The organism is Cupriavidus lacunae (assembly GCF_003353055.1).
Taxonomy (GTDB): domain Bacteria; phylum Pseudomonadota; class Gammaproteobacteria; order Burkholderiales; family Burkholderiaceae; genus Cupriavidus; species Cupriavidus lacunae.
In genome coordinates, this window is record NZ_QKWJ01000001.1 from 280750 (window position 1) to 299384 (window position 18635).

An 18635-nucleotide genomic window follows, 5' to 3' on the forward strand; every position below is an offset into this window, starting at 1 on the left:
CAGGGCTTTTTGCTTGGTGGCGCTCAGGTAGAGATCAGGCGGCGCGCGGCGTCTGCACTGCGGTTTCGCCGACGCCTTCGCGCGGCGTTTCGGTGGCCCGCGCGGCCAGCGCGGCCCCAATCATCAGCAGGCTCGGCTGCACCGGATCGATCCACGCGGCCGCTTCACCTGCGGCCATCCGGCCGAGTGTGAATTCACGACTGCGCTGCCGCGGCGTGGAGACGGCTTCCACCACCCACGCCGGCGTAGAAGCCGGCTTGCCATGCGCGATCAGCTGCGCGGCAATCGATGCCGCCTGGTCGCGGCCCATGTAATAGACCAGCGTATCGGCCTTGACCGCGGCTTCGATGTCGGCCGAGCCCTCACCATCCGCGGCCTTTGCCTGCGTGGCAAACGCCACGCTGCGCGACACACCCCGCTTGGTCAGCGGCTTGCCGATTGCCGAAGCAGCCGCCAGCGCAGCGGTGATGCCCGGCACCACTTCGTATTCGATGCCGGCCGCTTCCAGCGCCTGCAGTTCCTCGTCGGCGCGGCCGAACAGCATCGGGTCGCCGCCCTTCAGGCGCACCACGCGCTCGTACTTGCTGGCCAGGTCGACGATCTGGCGGTTGATGAACAGCTGCGCGGTGGAGCGCTGCCCGCAGCGCTTGCCCACCTCGACCAGTTCCGCCTGCGGACACCAGGCCAGCATCTCCGGCGCTACCAGTGCATCGTGCAGCACCACCTGGGCTTCGCCCAAAAGCCGTGCACCACGCACCGTAATGAGATCTGCCGCACCGGGGCCTGCCCCGATGAGGCTCACCTTGCCGTAAGTCTTCTGTGCCTGCTGGTTCATCTCCGGCCCCTAGCCTGTTCGTTCCTGTCTGTCAGCGATCAGGAGAACGCACGGATCATGCCTGCGGCCACCGTGTGGTTGGTCGCTTCGTCGATCAGGACGAAGGCGCCCGTTGCCGGGTTGTCGCCATAGGCATCGCACACGATCGGCTTCTGCAGCGAGATCTGCACCGAACCGATGTCGTTCAGGCGGATATCGTGGCGGCCAGTCTCATGCGACAGCGTGTGCACGTCCAGCACGCGGTCCACCGCCGACACGCGCGCGAACACGCTCGCCGTGGTGTGCTTGAGCACGTACTTGCGCGCCGGGTTCAGCGATTCGTCGTCGAACCAGCACAGGTCGGCCTGCAGCTTCTTGGCCGGCGCGGTGGCGGCATCGGCGGCGACGAACATGTCACCGCGTGATACATCGACGTCCTCGGTCAGGCGCACGGTGACAGTGTCACCGACGTTGGCGGATTCCGCCACGCCGTTGGGCGTCAGCACCTCGGCGACCACGGCTTCGCGGTTGGCGGGCAGCACGCGCAGCTTCTGGCCGACGCGCACGGTGCCGGCTTCGATGCGGCCGGCATAGCCGCGGAAGTCGTCCGACTGGGAACCGTCCTGGCGGATCACCAGTTGCACCGGGAAGCGCAGCGCGGCATCGTCCTCGGGCGCGGCTTCTTCCACCGGCAGGTCCTCCAGCAGCGGCAGCAGCGGCTCGCCCTGGAACCACGGCATGGCATCGCTCTCGTGCACGATATTGTCGCCGCGCAGCGCCGACACCGGCACGTAGCGCACGTCCTTCAGGCCGAGCTGGCTGGCCAGTTCGGTGTAGGCGGTGCGGATCTCGTTGAAGCGCTCTTCGCTGTAGTCGACCAGGTCCATCTTGTTGATGGCGACGATCACGTGGCGGATTTCCAGCAGCTTCAGGATCGCCGAATGGCGCTTGGTCTGGGCCAGCAGCTCGGCGCGGCCGTCCTTGACGGTGACACGGGTGGCATCGACCAGCACGATGGCCGCGTCCGCGGTCGAGGCGCCAGTGACCATGTTGCGGGTGTACTGCTCGTGGCCCGGCGTGTCCGCGATGATGAACTTGCGGCGCGCGGTCGAGAAGTAGCGGTAGGCCACGTCGATGGTGATGCCCTGCTCGCGCTCGGCCTCCAGGCCGTCGGTCAGCAGCGAGAAGTCGATCTGCTCGCCGGCGGTGCGCTTGTTCTTGGCGTTGGCCAGCGCGGTCAGCTGGTCGGACAGCACAGCCTTGCTGTCATACAGCAGGCGGCCGATCAGCGTGCTCTTGCCGTCGTCGACGGAGCCGGCGGTGATAAAGCGCAGCAGGCCTTGATGGGTTGCTTGGTGAGTCATGTCTGAATCCTTTGCTGCGTGCGGCTTAGAAGTAGCCTTCCTTCTTGCGGCGTTCCATCGAGGCTTCGCTCGTCTGGTCGTCCATGCGGGTGGCGCCGCGCTCGGTGATCTCGGTCACCGCGGTCTCGGCGATGATCGCTTCCGGCGAATCGGCAACGCTGGCCACCGGGCAGGTGCAGCTGATGTCGCCCACGGTGCGGAAGCGCACCGACAGCACCTCGCTGACATCGCCGTCCTGCTTGGGCGTGATCGGCGTGACCGGCACCAGCAGGCCGTTCTTGCGCACCACTTCGCGCTCGTGCGCGTAGTAGATCGGCGGCAGCGCCAGCTTTTCGCGGGCGATGTACTGCCACACGTCCAGCTCGGTCCAGTTCGAGATCGGAAACACGCGCATCTGCTCGCCCTGCGCCATGCGGGCGTTGTACAGGCTCCACAGCTCGGGGCGCTGGGCCTTGGGGTCCCACTGGCCGAACTCGTCGCGGAACGAGAAGATGCGCTCCTTGGCGCGGGCCTTCTCTTCGTCGCGGCGGGCGCCGCCCATCAGCGCGTCGAATTGATGCTCGCCGATGGTTTCCAGCAGCGTCACGGCCTGGGCCGCGTTGCGCGAATCGGTTTCCTTGCGCAGCCGCACGGTGCCGCGCTTGATCGAATCCTCGACATGGCCCACCACCAGGCGCGCGCCCAGCTCAGCCACGCGCTGGTCGCGGAAGGCGATGACTTCCGGATAGTTGTGGCCGGTGTCGATATGCACCAGCGGGAACGGCAGCTCGATCTTGCGGTCGCCCAGGCGGAAGGCCTTCAGCGCCAGGTGCAGCATCACGATCGAGTCCTTGCCGCCGGAGAACAGCAGCGCCGGGTTGCGGCACTCGGCCACCACCTCGCGGATGATGTAGATGGACTCCGCCTCCAGGCGGTCGAGATGGTCGTTCTGTACCTGCAACAGGTGCGCCACGCTGCTGGTGGCTTCTGCGATGTCGTTCATGATGCCCATTTTATTCCGGCCTCAATGCTTGATGTTCTGTTCGTGGAGCCCGCACTCTTTCGAGTCCTTGCTCTCCCACCACCAACGTCCCGCGCGCACGTCCTCGCCCGCGCGCACCGCACGCGTACACGGCTCGCAGCCGATGCTGGGGTAGCCCTTGGCGTGCAGGTCGTTGACGGGCACGTTGTGGCGCTTCAGGTAGGCCCACACCTCGGCCTCGCTCCAGTCCGCCAGCGGATTGAACTTGGGGATGCCGCGGGCCTCGTCCAGTTCCTCGAACGGCAGTTCCGAGCGCGTGACGGCCTGCTCGCGGCGCTGGCCGGTCAGCCACGCGTCCGCGTGCGAGAGCGCGCGGTTGAGCGGCTCGACCTTGCGGATGCCGCAGCATTCCTTGCGCAGGTCGATGCTGTCGTAGAAGCCATTCAGCCCGTGCTTCTTCAGGTAGTTCTCGACAGCCTCGGCGTCCGGCGTGAACTGCTCGATGCTGTAGCCGTAGTGCGCCTGCACCTTGTCCAGCACCGCCAGCGTCTCGGCGTGCAGGCGCCCGGTCTGCAGCGTGAACACGCGGATGCCCGCGCGCACGCCTTCGGTGCCGCGCAGGATCGCGTCGGTCAGCACCATGTCCTCGGCCGCCAGGCTCGAGGCAAAGCGCGCGCGGAAGTAGCGGCCGGCGATGCCCGCCAGGCGTTCGCCCAGCTCACGCTCCTTCTGTTCCAGCGCGGCGACGCTGCCGGTGTATTCCGGCGCGACCCACAGCGCGGGCGGACGCAGCGCCGATACGGCGCCAGCATCGACCACGGCGATGTCGCTCAGCACCGTGCTCATGCCGTTTCCTTCGCTTGCGCGCCAACCTCTGCCCGCGCGCGGCGGAACAGGGGCAGCGGCTCGTCCACCGAGGCCTGGTAGGTCACGGTGAACTCGGTAAAGCCCTTGATGGCGTCGTCGATGCTCTTGTCGGCGCGCACCGCGAAGGCGTCGAAGCCGCAACGCTTCATGAAGTTGAGCTGGTCGCGCAGCACGTCGCCGATGGCGCGCAGCTGGCCCTTCCAGTGGTAGCGGGTGCGCAGCAGGTAGGCCGTGGAGAAGCCGCGGCCGTCGCGGAACACCGGGAAGTCCACCGCCACCAGCGCCACGCGCGCGAACAAGGCCTCGGCATCGCCCGGCTCGTCTTCCGGGGCCAGCCACACGCCGGTGCGAGCCGCGTCGCGGCCGGCCAGCAGCGATTCGTTGGCCTTCCACACCGACAGCGGGAACAGCACCGCGTCCTGGCTTTGCACGGCCGCGGCGATCTGCTCGTCGGTCAGCGGCTGCTCGGCGGTGCCGCGCAGCACGGTCCAGGCGTCATCGACGATGACGGGGGCGACGGTAGCGCCGTCCTGTTGCAGTTGAATGATCTTTGCCATGTTCAGTCTCCGGTCCTCAGGCTTCAGCGCGCTCGCGCGGTTGCTTGTCGGCATAAACGCGTTCCTTGAACGGAGCGATGCCGATGCGGGACAGGGTTTCGATAAAGCGTTCGTCTTCGATGCGGTTGGCCACGAAGGTGTCGATGATGCGGGTCACCACCTCGGGCATTTCCTCGGCGCTGAACGACGGGCCGATCACCTTGCCCAGCGCGGTCTGGTTGCCCTGGGCGCCGCCCAGCGTGACCTGATACCACTCGGAACCATCCTTGTCGACGCCCAGCACGCCGATATTGCCGACGTGGTGATGGCCGCAGGCGTTGATGCAGCCCGAGATATTCAGCGAGATCTCGCCCAGGTCATAGACATAGTCGAGGTCGTCGAAGCGCTCCTGGATCGCCTGCGCGATGGGGATCGACTTGGCATTGGCCAGCGAGCAGAAGTCGCCGCCCGGGCAGGCGATGATGTCGGTCAGCAGGCCGATGTTGGGCGTGGCCAGGCCGGCCTTCCTGGCCAGGCCCCACAGCTTGAACAGGTCCTGCTTCTTCACGTCCGGAAGGATCAGGTTCTGCTCGTGCGCCACGCGCAGCTCGCCAAAGCCGAACTGGTCGGCCAGGTCGGCCACGGCTTCGATCTGCGCGTCGGTGGCGTCCCCCGGGGGCGACACCACGCCGGGCTTGGTCGACAGCGTCACCGCGGCGTAGCCCGGCACCTTGTGGCCGTGCACGTTGCGGCTGACCCAGCGCGCAAAGGCCTTGTCTTCCAGCAGGTGGTTCTCGTACGAGGCGTCGGTGTCAGCCAGCTTTTCATAGGCCGGCGGCGTGAAGTACTGCGCCACGCGGTCGAACTCGGCCTGCGTCAGCGTGGCCGGGCCGTCCTTGCTGTGCTGCCATTCTTCCTCGACTTCCTGCGCGAACTTCTCGGCGCCGATGGCCTTCACCAGGATCTTGATGCGCGCCTTGTACTTGTTGTCGCGACGGCCATAGCGGTTGTACACGCGGATGGCCGACTCGACATAGGACAGCATGTGCTGCCACGGCAGGTCGTCCTTGATGACCGTGCCCAGGATCGGCGTGCGGCCAAGGCCGCCGCCGGCCAGGATGCGCAGGCGCGTTTCGCCTTCGGCGTTCTTGTAGGCGTAGATGCCGATGTCGTGCATCTGCACCACCGCGCGGTCGTCGGCCGATGCCGAGATCGCGATCTTGAACTTGCGCGGCAGGAAGGCAAATTCCGGCTGGAAGGTGCTCCACTGGCGCAGCAGCTCGGCCAGCACGCGCGGGTCCACCGATTCGTCCGGCGCGACGCCGGCGAAGTGGTCGGTGGTGATGTTGCGCACGCAGTTGCCCGAGGTCTGGATCGCGTGCATCTCGACGCTGGCCAGCTCGGCCAGCACGTCGGGCACGCGCTCCAGGTCCATCCAGTTGTACTGGATGTTCTGGCGGGTAGAGAAGTGGCCGTAGCCGCGGTCGTACTCGCGCGCGATATGGCCCAGCTTGCGCATCTGCTTCGACGACAGCAGGCCGTACGGGATCGCCACGCGCAGCATGTAGGCATGGCGCTGCATGTACAGGCCGTTCTGCAGGCGCAGCGGCAGGAATTCTTCCTCGGTCAGCTCGCCGGACAGGCGGCGGCGCACCTGGTCACGGAACTGGGCGACGCGCTCGGCGACGATGCGCTGGTCATATTGGTCGTACTGATACATGGCGGGATCCGTTCAGTATTCGTTAAATTCAGGAAACAAGCTTGATGGCAACGAGCGTCAGCGTGGTCGCCAGTGCGGCACGCACCAGCCGTTCGGGCAGCGCCCGCGACAATTGCGCGCCCAGCCAGATGCCGGGGATCGAACCCACCAGCAGCGACAGCAGCAAATTCCAGTCGACCGTGCCAAGCCACACATGGCCCAGCCCGGCAATCGCCGTCAGCGGGACGGCGTAGGCAATGTCGGTGCCGGCCACTTCGGCCGGTTTCATATGGGGATACAGCAGCAGGATCAGCGTGGCGCCAACCGCGCCGGCGCCGATCGACGACACCGTCACCAGCACGCCCAGCACCACGCCCACCGCCACGGTGGCGACCGCCTGGCGGCGGCCTTCCAGCTGGAAGCGGGGGTTGCGCGCCAGCCAGGCCAGCAGTTGCTTGCGGAACAGCAGCGACAGCACCGTCAGCAGCACCGAGACGCCGATGGTCAGCCGGATCGCATGCAGCCACTGCGCGTTGAGCTCGCCCGCGCTCTTCAGCACCAGGATGGCGGCCACGGCCGCCGGCAGGCTGCCGATGCACAGGCGGCGCACCACTTGCCACTGCACATGGCCGTGGGCGCGGTGCGCGATCGTGCCAAAGCCCTTGGTGATGGCCGCGAAGGCCAGGTCGGTGCCGACCGCGGTGGCCGGCGAGAAGCCGAACAGCAGTGTCAGCAGCGGCGTCATCAGCGAGCCCCCTCCCACCCCGGTCAGACCGACGAGGACGCCTACAAATAGACCGGAAACGGTATAGGCAACAGACATGGGGGACTCGGTGGGGGCCTGGCCCGTGGATCTCGCATCACAAAGTAGCTGCTGCGAGAAGACGCACTGAGGGCAGGCCGTTCATTAACAAAGTTCGAGAATCGTAATAAACTGGCCTCATACCTCAAACTAATAAGAAGTTGTTTGTTTATACGAACCCAGATATATGAACTTGCACCAGTTTCGTTTCGTGCGTGAGGCCGTCCGGCAGAACTACAACCTGACCGAAGCCGCCAAAGCGCTCTACACGTCACAACCTGGCGTGTCCAAGGCCATCATCGAGCTGGAAGAAGAGCTGGGCGTGGATATCTTCACCCGCCATGGCAAGCGCATCCGCAGCCTGACCGAGCCGGGGCGGCGCATCCTAAGCTCGGTCGAGAAGATCCTGCAGGAAGTGGAAAGCCTGAAGCGCGTCGGCATGGACTATGCGGCACAGGACCAGGGCAACTTCACCATCGCCACCACCCACACCCAGGCGCGCTACGCCCTGCCGCGGGTGATCAGCGAGTTCACCAAGCGCTACCCCAAGGTGCGGCTGTCGATCCAGCAGGGCAACCCGTCGCAGATCGCCGACATGCTGCTGCACGACCAGGCCGATATCGGTATCGCCACGGAAGGCATCTCCGCCGACAAGAACCTGGTGTCGTTGCCGGGCTATCAGTGGACGCATATGGTGATTACGCCACCCGATCATCCGCTGCTGGACAAGAAGCACCTGGCGCTGGAGGATCTGATGGGCTTCCCGCTGATCACCTACGATGCCAACTTTGCCGGGCGGACCAAGATCGACAAGGCCTTCGCGCTGCGCCACCTGGAGCCCGACATCGTGCTGGAGGCCATCGACGCGGACGTGATCAAGACGTATGTAGAGATCGGACTGGGCGTGGGCATCGTCGCCGGCGTGGCCTATGATGCCGAGCGCGACCGCAACCTGCGCGGGATCCCGGCCGGCCACCTGTTCGGCAGCAATGTGACGCACCTGGCCGTCAAGCAGGGCGCCTACCTGCGCAGCTTTGTCTACACCTTCATCGAACTGTTCTCGCCGACGCTCAACCGCAAGCTGGTTGAGCAGGCCATGTCCGGCGAACACGAAGCCTACGAACTCTGAGGTCGGCCCGCCGCCGCCTCTTCTATATAAGAAGCAAACCCCACCATGCATGCACTGCCCATCACGCCCTGCCGGCCGGAGGCCCTGTGAGCGACCTGCCCCGTATTCACTGGACTGAGGACGGCGTCGAGCGCAGCGCCGCCTGGCGCTCCGAAGCCGGCCTGCCGCCGCCCCGGCGCGTGGTCATCGCCGATGACACTACCAGCGCCGACACCGCCTACCGCCTGGCCTGCGAAGGCACTGCGCTGCTGTGGCGCGGCGACTTCCAGAACGCGCGCCAGCTGCTGCACGCGCTGGCCCGCCGCACCGAGCGCAAGCCCAAGAAGGCCAGCCGCCCCGGCCAGAAGGCCAAGGACAAGACCAAGGGTGCGGCGGCTTCGCCGACCGAAGCCTTTCACCTGCACCGGCTGGCCCAGTCGCAGCGCGCCCGCACGCTGGGCATGCTGCTGCTGCCGTTCGAGGCCAGCCACGAGGTGCCGCTGCGCCGCGCGCCGGATGTGCGCGACGCCTGCGAGCAGGTCTACGGCCCGGCCGGCGAAGCCTATGTGGCATCGATGCGCGAGCTGCTGGGCATGATCGGCGCCTTTGAATGGCGCAAGAAGGGCGTGGAGATTCCCGCGCTGGAAGACCGCATCCACCCCTGGTACGGCGTGTTCTCGCCGGTGCGCGGCGAATATATCGACCTGGTCGCGGCCGAACCGCTGCCGGCGAAGACCCTGGCCTTCGATATCGGCACCGGCACCGGCGTGCTGGCCGCGGTGCTGGCCCGCCGCGGCGTGCGGCGCGTGGTCGCCACCGACCAGGATCCGCGCGCGCTGGCCTGCGCGCGCGAGAACATCGCGCAGCTTGGCTACACCGCGGAGGTCGAGATCGTCCAGGCCGACCTGTTCCCCGAAGGCCGGGCGCCGCTGGTGGTGTGCAACCCGCCCTGGGTGCCGGCACGGCCCAGCTCGCCGGTCGAGCGCGCCGTCTTCGACCCCGACAGCGCCATGCTGCGCGGCTTCCTGCAAGGGCTGGCCGACCATCTGGAGCCGGGCGGCGAAGGCTGGCTGCTGCTGTCGGACCTGGCCGAGCATCTCGGCCTGCGCCCGCGCGAGGAGCTGACGGCCTGGATCGACGCCGCCGGGCTGAAGGTGCTGGGCCGCTCCGATATCCGCCCGCGCCACCCGCGCGCGACGGATGCGGCCGATCCGCTGCATGCAGCGCGTTCCGCCGAAGTGACCTCGCTCTGGCGCCTGGGCGTGCGCTGACCGCCTGACGGTCGCGGCGGGGCACGGAGGTGCCCCGCCGGCCGAGTTCGGCTATCCTTCCCGTCACATATAAGAACGGAGGAGACGATGCTGAAACTGCCCCTGCGCCCCCTGCTGCTGGCTGGCGCCCTGCTCTTCACCTGCACCGCGCATGCCGACATCCGCGTCGGCGTCGATGTGTCCACCACCGGCCCGGCGGCCTCGATCGGCATCCCCTCCAAGAACACCGTGCTGATGTGGCCCCAGACCCTGGGCGGGCAGAAGGCGCACTACGTCATCCTGGACGACGGCACCGACCCCGCCGCCGCGGTGCGCAACGTGCGCAAGCTGATCTCCGAGGAAAAGGTCGACGTGATCGTCGGCCCCAATATCACGCCCACCGCCATCGCCGCGCTCGACGCCGTGGCCGAGGGCGAGACGCCGATGGTGGCGCTGGCCGCCTCGGCCTCCATCGTCGAGCCGCAGGCCGACGCCAAGCGCCGCTGGGCCTTCAAGATGCCGCAGAACGACTCGCACATGGCGACCGTGCTGACCGAGTACATGAGCAACCATGGCGTGAAGACCGTCGGCTTTATCGGCTTTGCCGACGCCTACGGCGAAAGCTGGTGGCGCGAGTTCTCGAAGCTGGCCGAGGTGCGCAAGATCAAGGTGGTGGCCAACGAGCGCTTCTCGCGCAACGACACCTCCGTGACCGGGCAGGTGCTCAAGCTGATGGCGGCCAATCCGGACGCGATCCTGATCGCCGGCGCCGGGACGCCGTCCGTCCTGCCGCAGAAAACGCTGGGCGAGCGCGGCTACAAGGGCAAGGTCTACCAGACCCACGGCATCGCCACCTGGGACTTCCTGCGCATGGGCGGCAAGGACGTGGAAGGCACGCTGTTCCCGACCGGGCCGGTGGTGGTGGCGCGCCAGCTGCCCGAGAGCCACCCGGTGCGCAAGGTGGCGCTGGAGTTCGTCAACCGCTACGAGGCCAAGTACGGCGCCGACAGCGTCACGCAGTTCGCCGGCGATGCCTGGGGCGCGTGGATGCTGCTGGACGACGCCGCCCGCCGCGCGCTGAAGACCGGCGCCCAGCCCGGCACGCGCGAGTTCCGCGCCGCCATGCGCGACGCGCTGGAAGCCACCACCAATCTCACCATCCCCAACGGCGTGATGAACATGAACCCGAAGGACCACCAGGGCTTCGACCAGCGTTCACGCGTGATGGGGGTGATCCGCAACGGCAAGTTTGCCTATGCGGGCGACAAGTAGTCCACTGAATCACTGAAATGGGAGGTGAAGGACATGTCATGCGGGATGCAGCGCTAGGGCGAAGCAGGGGTTTCGGATTGCATGGCAATCCGCCTGCGTAGCGACATGCGCTTGCAAGCGCATGTGCGCCCTGCAAGGGCAAAGCGCAGCAATAGCACGGCTATTGCGAGCATTTGCAACGACGCGATGCGCCCGCATGACATGGCAGGCTCCGACCAACTTCAGTGATTCAGTGGACCAGCCCGCTGCATCAACGCATCAAGAAAGGAAGCATTGCAATGAGCACCAGCCACACCCCCACCACCGTCGCTTTCATCGGCCTGGGCGCCATGGGCTCGCACATGGTCCGCCACCTGCTGGGCGCCGGCCACACCGTGCGCGCCTTCGTGCGCCGCCCGGAAGCCGCCGAGGCCGCGCGCGCGCTGGGGGCGGAACCGTTCTTCACCCCCGCCGAAGCGGCGCGCGGCGCCAGCGTCGTCTTCACCAACGTGACCTCGTCCGAAGACGTGCGCGAAGTGTTGCTGGGCGAGCAGGGCGTGATCCACGGCGCCGCGCCGGGCACCATCTGCGTGGACCATAGCACCATCTCGCCGATCGTCACGCGCGAGATCGCCGCGGCGCTGGCCGCGCACGGTATCGAGGCACTGGACTGCCCGGTCTCGGGCGGCACCATGGGCGCCGAGGCCGCCACGCTGACCATCATGGTCGGCGGCAAGCCCGAGATGCTGGAGCGCGTGCGTCCGCTGCTGCAACGGCTGGGCAAGACCATCACCCATATCGGCGACCACGGCGCGGGCCAGGTCGCCAAGCTGTGCAACCAGATCGCGCAGGTGGTCAATATCGAAGGCATTGCCGAGGCCATGCGTTTTGCCGCCGCGCAGAACGTCGACACCGGCCGCGTGTTCGAGGCCATGGCAACCGGCATGGCCGGCAGCCGCATGCTCGACCTGATGGGCCCCAAGATGGTGGCGCGCAACTTCGCGGCCGGCATCGAGGCACGGCTGCACGACAAGGACTTCGGGCTGGCGCGCGATATCGCCGAGGAAATCGGCCTGGACCTGCCCGCGATGCAGGCCACCTCGGCGCAGCTGCGCGCGCTGATGGCCAGGGGCTGGGGCACGGACGACACCTCGTCGCTGCTGCGCGTGCTGGAGGGCTGACGCCCTTCCTGTCAGCGCTCCATCAGCCGCAGCACCGCGCGCGTCAGGGCACCGTCCGCGCTGGCAAAGCTGTCCAGCACATTGAAGTGATGGCAGTCCGCCAGCACCAGGTCGCTCGCCGCCGGATGCGCCACCTTGGCCGGCCACGCCGCGCGGATCAGCGCGTGCTGGCGGTGGTATTCGGCGGCCTCGAGTTCCCCCACCGCGATCGCCAGCGGCGCACCGCTGGCCGGCGGCATATACGCGGGCGACAGCCGCGCGACATCGTCTTCCGAGAACTGCAGGTCGCGCTGCAAAAAGGCCGCGCGCCGCAGCGGCTCCATGTCGTACAGCCCGCTGACCGAGAGCCCGCCCTTGACTAGGTCGACCGGCAGGTCCGCATCCAGCTGCGGCCAGCGCGCGGCCATCAGCATCGCCACCAGGTGCCCGCCGACGGAATGCCCCGCCAGGAAGAGCTTGTCCGGATCATGGCCCAGCCGGTCCGCCTGCCGGTACAGCCAGGCCACGCTGCGCAGCACCTGCCGCACGATCTCAGGCACCGTCACCGCTGGCACCAGCGTGTAGTTGACCACGGCCACCGACACGCCCAGCGCCGGCAACGCGCTGGCGACAAAGCTGTGGTCGTGCTTGTCCAGCGCCCGGTAATAGCCCCCATGCACGAACACCAGCAGCGGCGGCAGCGCCCCGTTGGCCCGCTGCGCGGGGAAGTAGTCGAGCGTCTCGCCCTGCGCATGCGGCGAGTCCTCGCCGGCATAGCTCAGGTCCGCCAGGAAGGGGCTGCGCGCGCGCACCTGCGCGGACCACTGCGCCCAGCGCGCCATATGGGCCGGGTTGTCCGGCACATTGGCGCGGTTGTTGTACTCCCGGTCATAGAAGCCGGGGTCCTGCGAAGGCAGGCTGGCGAGGCGCGCCAGCGAAGCTTGATTGGTCATGGCAGTCGGGGGGTGGTCGGGGTGGTGGGCGTGTCAGGGGCTGGGCGCCATGCTACCGGATTTGCGCGACCGCCCAAGGATCCGGCGTCGGTTGTCCGATGCCGGGAATTCCGGCATAATCCTCGGCTCAGCACGGCACCGGTTCCGGCGCCATACACCCTGCCCGGGTGGTGAAACAGGTAGACGCAGGGGACTCAAAATCCCCCGCCGCAAGGCGTGTCGGTTCGAGTCCGACCCCGGGCACCAAGAACAAGTCCCAAGCAGTCCAAATAGTCCACAAACGCCCGTCCAGCCTAGCTTTGCGGGGGTTTTTGCTTCCCGCGACGTCCAAGAACGCCCACTGGCAGCGGGGGTACATTTGGGGGTATCTCGTGAAAAGTGCCTCATTCGCGGGAGAATGTACCCCCAACCCACCCCAACACGGCGGGGGCATGTGGGGTGCAAGACGACCCCATCCACCGCGACGCATATCCCGCTATGCCCACGACTGACGTTGCAATCAAAAAACGCGCATCTTCGGTGCCGGTGACGGATGCCCGCAGGTCCATGAACAACTTGGCAGCAGATGACCCCAGCACGCGCCAGGCAGGACTATTCAACAGCGTCACATACATGCGCGTATGCCTACCGTTGGGATCGCGTGGTTTCGCCCCGCCCCATAGTTCGATCAGCGTCAGGGTGGATAGGCGGCGGCCAGGCCGAGATAGGAATGGCGTACCGCAAGCTCCTGCAGACGCAGCAGCCAGTTCTCACATATGGTCGCTACCGGCATTACTCTGCCCCCAATCATGTAGACGCCGATACGGTGCATTACGCCGCCCTCTGTCTGCTCGGCTCGCCGTACCGTGACGATATTTTGGCCTTCGTTGCGGCGTAGTTCGTTCTGTTTGGGCAACTGACCCGCCTCCTGGGGCACGCTCGAGCATCTAAGTTCTGGTGATGCCTCGCGAATTCACTTATGCCAGCAACCTGCGCACGCAGTCAACGTTCTGGGTATTTGCTCCCTGCATGATCGCTGGCGACCATTGTCACCCTATGAGTAGCGCAGTAAGAAGCGGCTCTACGTTAAGACAGTACCCCACTTGTCTCGTCGCCGATGTCTACCCGCCGTCGCTCCCTCCCTACCCTCTTCCCGATGCGGATGCACGGCCTCTCGATGAAGTGATATGACACTGCTGCAATACACACAAGTGCAAGTGCAATGGCCAGGCCAGTCAGCCAGAATTGAGCCGGCCCCTTCCTTGCAAATGCACCAAGGACGTGCGGTGAAAGAAATACGGTAATTACAAGCCCCTGCAGGAGGTAAATACCGTAGCTCATGATGCCCAGCCTGATAGCGCTTCTGGACGTTAGAAGCCCGAATAGGGAGGCGCCACTGCTGACGAGAAAGAAGAACGCTCCTAGGGATGCGATGGACGTCCATTCGTAGGCCGTGTCCCTATTCAGAAGCGGATAAGCAAGCAAGGCTACTGCTACCATCGATTTCAGCGCGCTGTCACCAATTATCTCCGGGGATCGCCGAACAATGCTGGCAGCGGCCATGCCAATGGCAAACATTGCCACGAAGTAGCGCGCGTAGGGGTTAGTGAGAGTATCTGGCAGGACGAAGATGACCCAGATGCAGACTGGCAAGAATCCAAGTGGTGAGCGCTTGGCGGAAGCGATGCCCAGCAACGGAAGGGAGAAGTAGAACATCCACTCGTAGTAGAGGGTCCAGGTAACGCCGGCTGTAATCGTATTGGTGTGCGCGTAGCCATTCACCGCCGGCGGCGCCTTCATGATGGCCAGCAACAGCCACTGAAAGACCTGACTTAGCAGATCAGCGAGCGGAACAGCCATGCTGAAGTCTGTCTTGATGGCCACCATCAGAAGCATCAATGCGATCACAACCCAGTACAGGGGTGCGATGCGGAACAAGCGGTTGCAATAGAGAGCGAACCAGTCTACCCGCTTCCCTTCGTCAAGAAGACGTCCCCAGAAGAGAAAAGCCGTGATCATGAAGAACACTGACACGCCGGCCTGGCCAAGGATCGCGTAAAAGGGAGACGGGGGGAGTTTCCATTCCCCCGTTTGATGGAAGCCGTAGCTGATGACGCAATGATGCAGCACCACCGCCAGCGCAAGGAATCCTCGCAAGCCGTCCACCGTCACGTAGCGCAGGCCTTGTTTTGCCGGGGGATCATCAAGAAATCTCCACAACTGCTTTGGCCAAACCAAGACCAGACAAAAAGTGATGATTACGATGCTAGGCCAGATCGAGAAGAGGTCCATTTGATCAGTCGCGAGAAAGCGGAATTATGCCATTGCCCTGCCTGACTGCCGCTTGAGCCCGATACCCTGCATCGCGGTTTTATATCGGATTGACGGCGAGGGCGTGGAGCAGCGCATTAGGGCCCTCAGCACGCCCAGCAACTACGGCGGCGGGCGGATTTGGCTTCTCTGCCCCCTACTGCGGACCCGCGAGCGCCTGCTAGACGAACTGGAGCGGATCGAGGAAGCCAAGGACGCCGCGCTGTTCGGGCAGATGGCGCGGTTGCTTGGGCATGATCGCGCCTCTAAGTTCTGGTAGGCAATCCGCACGCATCGCGCGCGAGGGATCTCCCTCTGCAGCACCGATTCCAGCGAGCCTCCGGCAAGCTCTGGCCCTGTCGCGCCTGCGCTACCCTGCCTTGGCCAGACAACCATTGCCCTCTGACGCGATGGCCGTGACGATGCCTGCGCTGCCTTGTGTACAGCCGTACAGCTGTGATAACTCAACCTGGTCGCACGGACTTGGTTCCGGTCCAAAGAGAAACGCAGAGCCCTTGTCCTACCTGGCACAAGGGCTTTTTTCTGGGCGTCGCATCCGTGCCGCTCTGTTCAGTGGCGCACAGAACCTGATCAATTCCCATCGCACACTGATGCCGTGCGGGCAATCCGTTTCCTCGATCCCGCACTCTGCACCTCGCCGGCTGGCGCGCGAGTCCCGGCGAGGTGCTCTTGTTTGGGCGTGCGGCCTAAGTGGTGCAGCGGGGTATCTCTGGGGGTACATCCGGGGGTACATTCCTGATCAAGAAAAGCCAAACCATTATCTGGCGTGGCTTTCCGACAACTGTTTCAGTCCGACCCCGGCACCAGGTACCCCCAATGCATTCCAGCCCCCCGTAGAATCAGGGTCTACGGGGTAATGCCGTACAGTTAAGGTCCCAAGCCCCACCGTCATTCCCGCGCAGGCGGGTCCAGCGTCTTTTGAACGTCACTGGGTTCCCGCCAGCGCGGGAACGACAGTCGCTAACTGAACGGCATTGGCGCTCTGCCACATAGGCGATGCGCCTGTGGATGGAATCAATGCCCCGACAGCCCCGCCGCCATCAGCAAAGTCTTGGGCTCCAGGTACGCGCTCATCCCCCACTTGCCCATCTCGCGCCCAAGCCCTGAATGCTTGAAACCGCCAAATGGCGCGCGCGGCTCGTTGGCCAGCGTATTGACGAGCACGCGGCCTGCGTCGATCTGGCGCGCCACGCGTTCGCAGCGTTCCGGGTCGTTGCCGAGCACCAGGGCACTCAGGCCATAGTGCGTGTCATTGGCAAGGGCGATAGCGTCGGCGTCATTCTCATAGGGAATGAGGGTCAGCACCGGGCCGAAGATTTCCTCGCGCGCTATGCGCATCTGGTTGGTAGCGTTGGTGAAGATCGTCGGTTTGACGAACCAGCCCGCCTGCAGTCCCTCGGGCCGTCCCTGTCCACCCGCCAGCACCTGCGCGCCCTCATCGATGCCGATGCGGATGTAGTGCTGCACGCGCTCCCACTGCCTGGCGCTCACCATCGGGCCGATGGCGGTCTCGACATAGCGCGGGTCGCCAACCTTGAACTGTGCAACCGCCTGCCTGGCGACCTGCTCGAACTCCGCGAGCCGCAGGCGCGGCACGAGGATGCGCGTGCCGGCGATGCAGGCCTGGCCGCTGTTGACGAAGCCGGCCTGCAGCGCCAGGGGCATGATGGCGGCGAAGTCCGCATCGTCAAGCACCACGGTTGGCGACTTGCCGCCGAGCTCCAGCGTCACGCGCTTCATGGTGGCTGCGCCCGCGCTCACCAGATGCTGGCCCACGGCGGAAGATCCGGTGAATGAGATCTTGGCGATATCGGGATGCCGCGCGATTTCCTCGCCCACGACTTCGCCCCGGCCGTTGACGATGTTGAACACGCCCGGCGGCAGCCCTGCTTCATGCAGTGCGCGGGCAATCACCTGCGTTTGCATGGCGCTCATCTCGCTGGGCTTGATGACGGCAGTGCAGCCCGCCGCCAGCGCGGTGGCAAGCTTGTTGCAGATGAAGCCGGCATTGCTGTTCCAGGGCGTGATCAGGCCCGCCACGCCGATGGGCGTCAGGATGACGCGTGCACTCCCTGCCTGCTCTTCAAACGCAAAGGACTGCAGCGTGTCGATGGCCTGGGCAATGACAGCGGCGGGATACGTCGCCATCCAGCGCCCGCGCACCGAAGGCGCGCCGTATTCCGTAAGGATGGCCTCCATCAACTCTTCTTCGCGCGCCGCCACGGCCCGGTGCATGCGCTGCAGCGCCGCGATGCGCTCCTCGCGCGAGGTGCGTGACCAGGCCGGGAACGCGGCTTTGGCCGCCGCAATGGCGCGCAGCGCGTCCTGCGCGTCGCCCAGCCGTACCTGGCCGATGATTTCCTCGGTGCTGGGGTTGTGCAGGGCGAACCATTCCTGGCCGTGCGGCACGGCGAATTCGCCGTTGATATAGATGTGCTCAATACGTTGCTGCATGACTGCTCCTTTTCAAAGCGGCTCACATGATTTCAAGCCGGGATGGAGCGAAGTCTAGGAATGGTTTATTGTTCTGATAAGCGAGTTTATTGATGATGATGTATCCGTAATTTCAGGACAATCCATGCACAGGACAGGAATGACCGAGCTGGAGGTGGTTCTGGCCGTCGCGCGCCGCAGCAGTTTTCGTGGCGCGGCGCAGGAGTTGAGCATGTCCACCACGGCCGTGAGCAGCGCCGTGGCCGGGCTGGAGGCGCGCCTGAAGGTGCGCATCTTCAACCGCTCGACACGCAGCGTAGCGCTCACGGATGCCGGCCAGCGCTATGTGGAGCGCATCGCCCCCGCGCTGGCCGAAATCAAAAGCGCCGGCGAAGAAGCCGGCACCGGCATCGATGTGCCCAGCGGCACCCTGCGCATCAACGCACCACAGGGCGTAGCCTTCCTGCTGCTGGAGCCGCTCCTTAACCAGTACGCGCAGCGCTACCCCGAGGTGCGCATCGATATCGTGAGCGAATCGCGCATGATCGACGTCGTCGCCGAGGGCTTTGATGCAGGCATTCGCCTCGCCGAATCCGTGCCGCAGGACATGATTGCCGTGCCGCTCTCGCGCGACATCCGCATGCTCGTGGTAGCAACGCCCGAGTACCTCAAACGCCACGGCACACCCAGGCATCCGCGTGATTTGCTCAAGCACCAGAGCATCGGCATGCGCATGTCACACGGGGGCATCTACCGCTGGGAGCTGGAGAAAGGCGGCCAGAAGCTGCAGATGGATCTACCCATGCGCATGGCCCTCAATGAGCTTCCCGCCATCAAGCAAGCCGTGCTGCTCGGGCTGGGCATCGGCTTCATCACCGAATGGTTTATCCAGGATGAGTTGAAGTCCGGCGCGTTGACACCTGTGCTGGTGCCGTGGTGCCCATCGTTTGGCGGCTTGAGGCTTTATTACTCCGGCCATCGGTTCGTGCCGGCGCGGCTGCGGGCACTCATTGATCTGGTTCATGAACTGAGCTTGGCAACCCGCTGAGGTAGGCTTGCTGTGCTCATTCGATCCGATGCAGCGCCGGCCTTTATCAGACGCTGCGCGTCTTGGGGCACATTTCCGG

17 protein-coding genes and 1 tRNA gene are annotated in these 18635 nt (G+C 65.4%); 7 read left to right on the plus strand and 11 right to left on the minus strand.

Annotated elements, in window-relative coordinates:
• Window positions 1–34 precede the first annotated feature (34 nt).
• From cobA to DN412_RS01325, 7 genes are read right to left on the minus strand one after another with little or no spacing between them, the layout of a single operon-like run.
• The gene (gene cobA, locus DN412_RS01295) at window positions 35–835 is read right to left on the minus strand and encodes a uroporphyrinogen-III C-methyltransferase (RefSeq protein ID WP_115012850.1); all 801 of its coding nucleotides are present in this window, start codon (window positions 833–835) and stop codon (window positions 35–37) included.
• A gap of 38 nt (window positions 836–873) precedes the next feature.
• On the minus strand, window positions 874–2178 hold the full coding sequence (locus DN412_RS01300) for a sulfate adenylyltransferase subunit 1 (RefSeq protein WP_115012851.1): 1305 nt from the start codon (window positions 2176–2178) through the stop codon (window positions 874–876).
• Window positions 2179–2203: 25 nt separating this feature from the next.
• Window positions 2204–3169 carry a sulfate adenylyltransferase subunit CysD gene (gene cysD / locus DN412_RS01305; RefSeq protein ID WP_115012852.1) on the minus strand — a complete coding sequence of 322 codons (966 nt, stop codon included), beginning with the start codon at window positions 3167–3169 and terminating at the stop codon, window positions 2204–2206.
• A 12-nt stretch (window positions 3170–3181) separates the two neighbouring features.
• A complete protein-coding gene (locus DN412_RS01310) occupies window positions 3182–3985 on the minus strand; it encodes a phosphoadenylyl-sulfate reductase (protein WP_115012853.1) in 804 nt (267 codons plus the stop codon).
• Entirely contained in the window at window positions 3982–4563 is a 582-nt protein-coding gene (locus DN412_RS01315) for a DUF934 domain-containing protein (protein ID WP_115012854.1), read from the minus strand. The genes DN412_RS01310 and DN412_RS01315 overlap by 4 nt, the downstream gene beginning before the upstream one ends.
• A gap of 16 nt (window positions 4564–4579) precedes the next feature.
• Entirely contained in the window at window positions 4580–6262 is a 1683-nt protein-coding gene (locus tag DN412_RS01320) for a nitrite/sulfite reductase (RefSeq protein WP_115012855.1), read from the minus strand.
• 28 nt (window positions 6263–6290) lie between these two features.
• Window positions 6291–7064, minus strand: a complete 774-nt coding sequence (locus DN412_RS01325; RefSeq protein WP_115012856.1) for a sulfite exporter TauE/SafE family protein — start codon at window positions 7062–7064, stop codon at window positions 6291–6293.
• Between the two features lie 166 nt (window positions 7065–7230).
• On the opposite strand from DN412_RS01325, the gene DN412_RS01330 reads away from it, so the two are divergent.
• From DN412_RS01330 to DN412_RS01345, 4 genes are all read left to right on the plus strand, one after another.
• Window positions 7231–8172 (plus strand): CysB family HTH-type transcriptional regulator, encoded by a 942-nt coding sequence (locus DN412_RS01330; protein WP_115012857.1) that lies wholly within the window; start codon window positions 7231–7233, stop codon window positions 8170–8172.
• A gap of 86 nt (window positions 8173–8258) precedes the next feature.
• A complete protein-coding gene (locus tag DN412_RS01335; protein ID WP_115012858.1) occupies window positions 8259–9422 on the plus strand; it encodes a methyltransferase in 1164 nt (387 codons plus the stop codon).
• Between the two features lie 87 nt (window positions 9423–9509).
• The gene (locus DN412_RS01340; RefSeq protein ID WP_115012859.1) at window positions 9510–10673 is read left to right on the plus strand and encodes an ABC transporter substrate-binding protein; all 1164 of its coding nucleotides are present in this window, start codon (window positions 9510–9512) and stop codon (window positions 10671–10673) included.
• Window positions 10674–10951: 278 nt separating this feature from the next.
• Entirely contained in the window at window positions 10952–11833 is an 882-nt protein-coding gene (locus tag DN412_RS01345; protein ID WP_115012860.1) for an NAD(P)-dependent oxidoreductase, read from the plus strand.
• Between the two features lie 11 nt (window positions 11834–11844).
• Here DN412_RS01345 and DN412_RS01350 read toward each other — a convergent pair whose 3' ends face one another.
• Window positions 11845–12765 (minus strand): alpha/beta hydrolase, encoded by a 921-nt coding sequence (locus tag DN412_RS01350; RefSeq protein WP_115012861.1) that lies wholly within the window; start codon window positions 12763–12765, stop codon window positions 11845–11847.
• A gap of 161 nt (window positions 12766–12926) precedes the next feature.
• On the opposite strand from DN412_RS01350, the gene DN412_RS01355 reads away from it, so the two are divergent.
• A tRNA-Leu gene (locus DN412_RS01355) sits at window positions 12927–13011 on the plus strand.
• 427 nt (window positions 13012–13438) lie between these two features.
• Here DN412_RS01355 and DN412_RS42945 read toward each other — a convergent pair.
• On the minus strand, window positions 13439–13660 hold the full coding sequence (locus DN412_RS42945; protein WP_133303011.1) for a helix-turn-helix domain-containing protein: 222 nt from the start codon (window positions 13658–13660) through the stop codon (window positions 13439–13441).
• A 170-nt stretch (window positions 13661–13830) separates the two neighbouring features.
• Window positions 13831–15036, minus strand: coding sequence for an acyltransferase family protein (locus DN412_RS01360; RefSeq protein ID WP_115012862.1), 1206 nt, complete (start codon window positions 15034–15036; stop codon window positions 13831–13833).
• Between the two features lie 103 nt (window positions 15037–15139).
• Between DN412_RS01360 and DN412_RS01365 the strand changes: the two genes are divergently transcribed.
• A complete protein-coding gene (locus DN412_RS01365) occupies window positions 15140–15334 on the plus strand; it encodes a hypothetical protein (protein WP_133303012.1) in 195 nt (64 codons plus the stop codon).
• A 755-nt stretch (window positions 15335–16089) separates the two neighbouring features.
• Here the strand turns inward: DN412_RS01365 and DN412_RS01370 are convergent.
• On the minus strand, window positions 16090–17529 hold the full coding sequence (locus DN412_RS01370; protein ID WP_115012864.1) for an aldehyde dehydrogenase family protein: 1440 nt from the start codon (window positions 17527–17529) through the stop codon (window positions 16090–16092).
• A 124-nt stretch (window positions 17530–17653) separates the two neighbouring features.
• Here DN412_RS01370 and DN412_RS01375 point away from each other — a divergent pair, with 124 nt between their 5' ends.
• Window positions 17654–18556 (plus strand): LysR family transcriptional regulator, encoded by a 903-nt coding sequence (locus tag DN412_RS01375; protein WP_167471059.1) that lies wholly within the window; start codon window positions 17654–17656, stop codon window positions 18554–18556.
• Window positions 18557–18635 lie beyond the last annotated feature (79 nt).